The organism is Streptococcus sp. HMSC076C08, assembly GCF_001810825.1.
Taxonomy (GTDB): Bacteria; Bacillota; Bacilli; order Lactobacillales; family Streptococcaceae; genus Streptococcus.
Window position 1 is genome coordinate 1 of sequence record NZ_KV802728.1, and the last position, 6,851, is coordinate 6,851.

Sequence of the window (6,851 nt, forward strand, 5' to 3'; positions counted from 1 at the left end):
AGACGAGCCAGAAATCAAGAAAGATGTGAACGGCAAGGCAGAAGAAACTCTCGCAAAACGCGACCAAGTCTTCACATACAATGTGAAAACAAGTGTAGCGCAAGATGCGACAGCCTTCAGCGTAACCGATAAGATCGAAGATGTTCTTGAGTTCGCAGGTAAATCAAGTGCTAAATTGAATGGTCAAGCTCTTGAAGCAAGCCAAATCAAGGTAGAAGGTCAAACCATCACCTTGATGCTTACAGAAGAACAAGTAAAAGCCAATGGCGGTCAAGCAGTTGAATTAACATTCGACGCCAAGATCAAAGCTGGCGCAAACTTGTCCGCATATGTGAAGGAAGACGGCCGTACACAGATTCCGAATAAGGCTTCTTATGACGCAAGCTTCCCACACAAACCAGGTGTGCACAAGGACTCTAACGAAGTCCCAGTAACACCTCCAACACCAGACGAGCCAGAAATCAAGAAAGATGTGAATGGCAAAGAATCAGCAACACTTGCGAAACGTGATGAAGTCTTCACTTACAACGTGAAAACAAGCGTAGCGCAAGATGCTACAGCCTTCAGCGTAACCGATAAGATCGAAGATGTTCTTGAGTTCGCAGGTAAATCAAGTGCAACCTTGAATGGTCAAGCTCTTGATGCTAGCCAAATCAAGGTAGAAGGACAAACCATTACCTTGACGCTTACAGAAGACCAAGTGAAAGCCAATGGCGGTCAAGCAGTTGAATTAACATTCGACGCCAAGATCAAAGCTGGCGCGAATTTGTCAAAACATGTGAAGGAAGACGGCCGTGCACGGATACCGAATAAGGCTTCTTATGACGCAAGCTTCCCACACAAACCAGGTGTGCACAAGGATTCGAATGAAGTTCCAGTAACGCCTCCAACACCAGAAGAGCCAGAAATCAAGAAAGATGTGAATGCTAAAGCTGAGGAAATCCTCGCTGATCGTGACCAAATTTTCACTTACAACGTGAAAACAAGTGTCCCAACAGATGCGACAGCCTTCAGTGTAAGCGATACACTTGAATCTGTTCTTGATTATGCAGGTTCAGTAAAAGCGAGCTTGAATGGTCAAGCCCTTGATGTAAGTCAAATCAAGGTAGAAGGTCAAACCATTACCTTGACGCTTACAGAAGACCAAGTGAAAGCCAATGGCGGTCAAGCTGTGGAATTGAGCTTCACTGCGAAGATTAAAGCGGGAGCTGATTTGACTCCATATCTAACAGATCGTGGATTCACTGTTCCAAATACAGCTTCTTATGACGCGAAGTTCCCACACAAACCAGGGCTACACAAAGATTCGAATAAAGTTCCGGTAGTCGTTCCAAAAGAACCAGAACCAGAAATTTCTAAGAAGATTAATCGTACCTTGGACCACTTGGATGTGGAATACGACGCACCATACATGTATAATGTCAATACAACTTTGCCAAAAGATATTGATAAGTACAAAGAGTTCACAGTCACAGATACACTCGAACCGGTCTTGGCAATCGCTGATACGCCAGTAGCCTATGTGGATGGTCGTGATGCAAATGGTGCCCTTGAAACAAGTGTTAAGGGAAATACAGTCACTGTGAAAGTGAAAGATTTCGCTCGATTGAAAGGTTTCAAAGAAATCCAATTGTATATTCCAGCTAAACTCAAAGCGAATAGCGATTTGACAGCTTATAAGGACCAATTGGTACCAAACAAAGCAACTGTCAACTTCAAGGATGCGAATGGTCAATCTGGCAGCAAGGAAACAAAACCAGTAACGGTGAAACCGCGTGACCCAGAAAAACCAACAGATCCAACACCAGGTGAACCTGCTAAGACAGTTGGGCCAGAAGATGGATCTAAACCTGATAAAGACTACCACTTACCAAACGCTTTAGATACCTTCCGCTTCGATATCACTACACCGGTTCCAACAGATCCAGTAGATGAAAACGGAAATGCTAAGAAGGATCAATATGGTCGTCTTATCAAGACAGACTTGACTAGCTTTACGATCACTGATAAAATCGATTCAGTCTTGAAAGTCAACAAAGACCGTATCGCTCTTAAAGTTGAAAATGCTCAGTTTGACAAGATCAAAGCAACTCTTCAAGCTCAACTTGAACAGTCTGAGAAAGAACTCAAAGCTTTGACAGGCAAGTCAACAGAAGAGACTTCAACAGAGACTGGTAAGAAGGAAGAACTCAAGGCAGCGGAAGCTAAAGTAGCTGAATTGAAAGCGAAGTTGGAAGCAGCTAAGGCAGCGCAGCCAGCTAAACCAGCTGAAACTACAACACCAGCTACTCCAGCAACAGCTGCTGAAGAAACAACTCCAGCTACATCTAATTCTTCTGCATCAGAAGATAAGAAACCTGCAACTAGCGAGCCAAGTCAAGATCTTGCAAGCTTGGAAGCAGAGTTGAAAGCAGCTGAAGAAAACTTGGCTAAACTTCAAGCACCAGCTGAGAAAGAATCAGAATTGGTACCAGCTGATAAGAAACAACAACAAGAGAAACTTGAAAATGAAATCAAGAAACTAAAAGAAGCTCAAACCAAGCTTCAAGCAGCTATTGATAAATTAAGTAAGGCTTCAAATGATCGTGGTGAATTAGTAGGTAAAGATTTAGAAGCAATTGCTACTGTTACTTACGATGAAACTAGCAATGTTGTGACTTTTGAAATCAGCGATAAGGATGTTCTTGAAGCCTTGAAGGGAAGTACCGTACGTCTTGTACTTTACACTAACTTCAAAGAAGGAACAGATTTTACAAAATTCACTGGTGGTGTACCAAATACAGCTGAAGTAAGCTTTAACCATAATCCAAAGCCAAAAACTACCAACAAAGTTGTGGTGTTCCCACCAACACCACCAACACCAGAAAAACCACAAACTCCGCCACCAGGTGGAACCGTTCCTCCAGCAGAACCTAAGAAAATATTGCCAAATACAGGTTCTGAAGGATCTTCAATCTTTGGAGTACTTGCAGCCCTAGCTCTAGGACTTGCTGGACTTCTAGTTTGGAAGCGTAAAGCTGAACGTTAGTATCATATAGTAAGAGGAGAGTAGAAAATTTTACTCTTCTCCTTACTGTATATTGAAAGTGTTAAGGAAAGAATAATGAGTAGAAAAAAATTATTAAAGTTAGGAATTTCTATACTTGCTTTAAATGCACTTGGAGTAGCCACTTATCATGTAGCTCCCGACTTGTATCAAATTCCAACAGTGCATGCGGAAGAGACACCAGCGGAAGATGAAGAAATTCCAGATGGCCAAGAGCGAAGTATTGCAAATACTTTCAAAAGAATGCTTGATAGTATAGAATCTTCAATTAAGGATTTTACAAATAGTCCAGATGAGGATAATAAAGAACTCCTAGAGGGTGATGTAGAAGAAGCAAAGAATTTTTTTGAGACTGCAAAGAAGGCAATGAAGAGTCCAGAAGGTCAAAAAAGTTTTGCGGCGCTTGAAGCTCGCTACAATTCTTTAAAAGCTAAGGCTGAGGCACTTCTCACTGGGGGAGATTTAAAAGAAGAACATCAAGAAGTCACAACTACTGAGGAGATTCCTTACCCATCTCGGACAGAAAACAATGCAGACCTCGCTGAAGGTACTCGAAAGGTAAAACAAGCGGGAGAAAAAGGTCAGAAGAAAGTTGTTTGGGATGTTACTTTGGTAAATGGCGTTGAGAAAAAACGTGATAGAAAGAACCAAACAGTAATTAAAGAACCAGTAGAAGAAATCATCGAAGTTGGAACTAAGAAAACAGGTGTTGAAACCAAAGAAACAGTGACTGTGGAGGAAAAAGTTGCTTTCAAAGAAGAAACGAAAGTAGATCCAGCACTGGATAAAGGTCAAACGCGTGTTGAAGAAGGTGAAGAAGGTATCGATGAAGTCACTTATGAAGTGACAAAAGTGGATGGTGTTGAAAAATCTCGTAAAGAAGTTTCACGCAAGACTAAGAAAGTTGCAAAAAACAAGATTACTTATACAGGTTCAAAAACTGTTGTAACGACTAAGGAAGTAACCAAAACTGAAGAAGTTGCCTTCCAGACTCGTGAGGTTGAAAATGCACTCTTAGCCGAAGGTGTTCGCCGAGTGAAAACAGCTGGGCAAAAAGGTGTTCGTACGATTGTTGAAACAGTGACTTACACAGACGGTGTTGAAACAGGCCGCGAGGTGAAATCAAATACAATCACTACTCCAGCAGTAGACGAAGTTGTCGAAATTGGAACTAAGAAAGCAGCGGTTGTAACGACTAAGGAAGAGACCAAGACAGAAGAAGTTGCTTTCCAAACTAAGGAAGTAACAAATCCAAATCTTCCAGAAGGAAGTCGTCAAGTGAAAGCTGTTGGTAAGAAGGGTGTTCGCACCATTGTTTATACAGTGACTTACACAGACGGCGTTGAAACAGGTCGCGAGGTGAAATCAAACACAATCACCACTCCAGCAGTAGATGAAGTTGTCGAAGTTGGAACTAAGAAAGTAGTAGCCCCAGTTGTAACGACTAAGGAAGAAACGAAGACAGAAGAAGTTGCTTTCCAAGTCAAAGAAGTGCAGAACGCAGACCTTCCAGAAGGCAGTCGTCAAGTGAAGATAGCTGGTAAGAAGGGTGTTCGCACCATTGTTTATACAGTGACTTACACAGATGGCGTTGAAACAGGTCGTGTTGAGAAATCAAGCACAATCACCACTCCAGCAGTAGATGAGATTGTCGAAGTTGGAACTAAGAAAGTAACTCCTACAACAACCAACGGTGATAAGAATGATACTGCAACAACAGGGAACCAAGCTGAAAGCACTAAGAAAGAAGAAACTGCAAGCCAAGAACAGAAAGTTCTACCAAGCACAGGTACAGCTTCTACCAGTCTTCTTTCAATGATTGGTTTATTTATCGCTGGTCTAGTAGGCTTTGTCGTTCGTAAGAAAGACTAAGGCTCTCTAATTGTACAAAAGCATCTTTTGTACGAGAAATACTAAAAAGAACCCAGAATTTATTCTTGGGTTCTTTTTTATAAAAAATTAAATATATTAATGTTTATGTGTAGCTTGAGTACGTTATGAAACTCATGGAGTGATAATAGGTTCAACAATAAAACAGCTATTTACATAGTGTAAACGCCTGTTCTGAAATTTTGATATTTTAATTATTCTCACCGAAAATTGACAATCTGGAAATACAAAAAAGTAAATATTTTTTTATATCTGCTTTCAATTTCCCTTTCTTTGTGTTAGAATGAGATGAATATTTCTTTTGAAATGATCAAATAATCATTTTTAGTTTTGGAGGTACATTATGAAATGGAAATATCGCATGAGAATGCCTTTTTCTACTATTTTCAGTAGAAAAAAACAGGCTTTTCTCGGACTAGTCGTTTTACTTTTTTCTATTTTTCTTCTTCCGCTTCAATCTTATGCGGCTTTAGAAGAAATAAAAAATGGAACGGATATCTCAACCTTGGATATTCGTAAGTTTAATTTGAACATCAACAATTTTAGTGTTTTATCTAAATCACAGGCTGTTGATCAGTTTCATTTATCGAATCCCCACTATGAATATCTCTGGGGTGGTGCCTATCCAGGCGAGATGGAGAACTTTACTCTTAAAGTAGATAAAAGTAAAAAGCAGGATCAAGTTTTTGAAAATCCTCTTTCTCTAAAATTCACAAATATTGGGACAGTTAATGGTAAGCAAGTAGATGCTTACTTAAAATTCAATAAGGTAACTCTTCACTATCTAAACACTGCTCAAGCAGAGTCTGAAATGAATAGTACTCAAAAATCTACTGTTGAATTTTTCTCAATTTCTGAATTATGGGAAAGTAGTGCTTTTGAAATTGGTAATGTTCCTTACGTAGATGCGAATCATGACTACATCATGAATAAAGCATTTTGGATTGATGCTGATGTAACAGCCGAGTTGAGTTATGCAGATGGTTCAGAGACAGATTTGAAGTTGGTCATGAAACCAACGGATATCGATGCAATGGATGCAAACAACTTGAAGGAAACCTTCTATATTAAAGGTTATCAAAATGATGTTAATCTTCGTCTGATGAACAATGCCAATGTTTTGAAACAGGAAGACCAAGGAGAACGAACTGCTTGGATTGCGACTCAGATTACAAGTGGTAGCTATTCTGAGAACAATATCTCTGGTTTCGCCCTTCGATCGAATAGTAATAGGATGAATTTTGCTTATTCATCAACAGAGGTTGCTTCGGCCGTCTTTGGTCTCTATGTTGAAAAACTTGATCCTAGCCCTGTTCTAGAAGTTGATCCTACAGAGATTCCAGCTAAAGAGGGGCAAAATATCACTTATAAAGCAAGGTTTAAAGTTCCGGTTCCTGGCAAAGATCTTTTAGCAGCGCCTTCATCTATCGAAATGGTTCAGAATTTTGATGAGCGCCTTGATTATCAAGAACTTAAAGTTGAATCAGGTGGAGTGACTCTGCAAGAAGGACGTGACTATACGATCGAGAAATCAGGTCAAACAGTTACTGTTAAAATGACACCTGAATACATAAAAGCAAATTCTTCTGCTGAAATTATTGTAACTTATAATACTACTACAAACAAAAAAGTGGAAGAAAAGGGACCTGAAAAAATTAACAACACTGTAACCTTGCATGTTGATAACTTATCAGCTCCTTCTAATCAGGTGAGCACTGCTCTTCTTTACGAAAAACACCATGAATTTGTCAGTGGAACTCCAGGTAAAGAGTTGCCACAAGAAGTGAAAGATTTGCTTCCAGCAACAGAAAAGAATTTACCTAATGGCAGTCAAGTAACGCCAACACAACCAAGTCAAACGGAAGTGAAGACAGCAGAAGGTACTTGGAGCTTCAAGTCCTATGACAAGGCATCA

At 40.0% G+C, this 6,851-nt stretch carries 2 protein-coding genes and 1 pseudogene; all 3 read left to right on the top strand.

Annotated features, from left to right (window positions below; genetic code table 11):
• Positions 1 to 3,028, top strand: a pseudogene (gene padA / locus HMPREF2766_RS04445) (LPXTG-anchored isopeptide-forming adhesin PadA); the annotation flags it as partial.
• Positions 3,029 to 3,103: 75 nt separating this feature from the next.
• A complete protein-coding gene (locus tag HMPREF2766_RS04450) occupies positions 3,104 to 4,918 on the top strand; it encodes a G5 domain-containing protein (RefSeq protein ID WP_000087620.1) in 1,815 nt (604 codons plus the stop codon).
• A 361-nt stretch (positions 4,919 to 5,279) separates the two neighbouring features.
• Positions 5,280 to 6,851: isopeptide-forming domain-containing fimbrial protein (locus tag HMPREF2766_RS04455; protein WP_148131189.1), on the top strand; the 1,572-nt coding region annotated here is incomplete at its 3' end.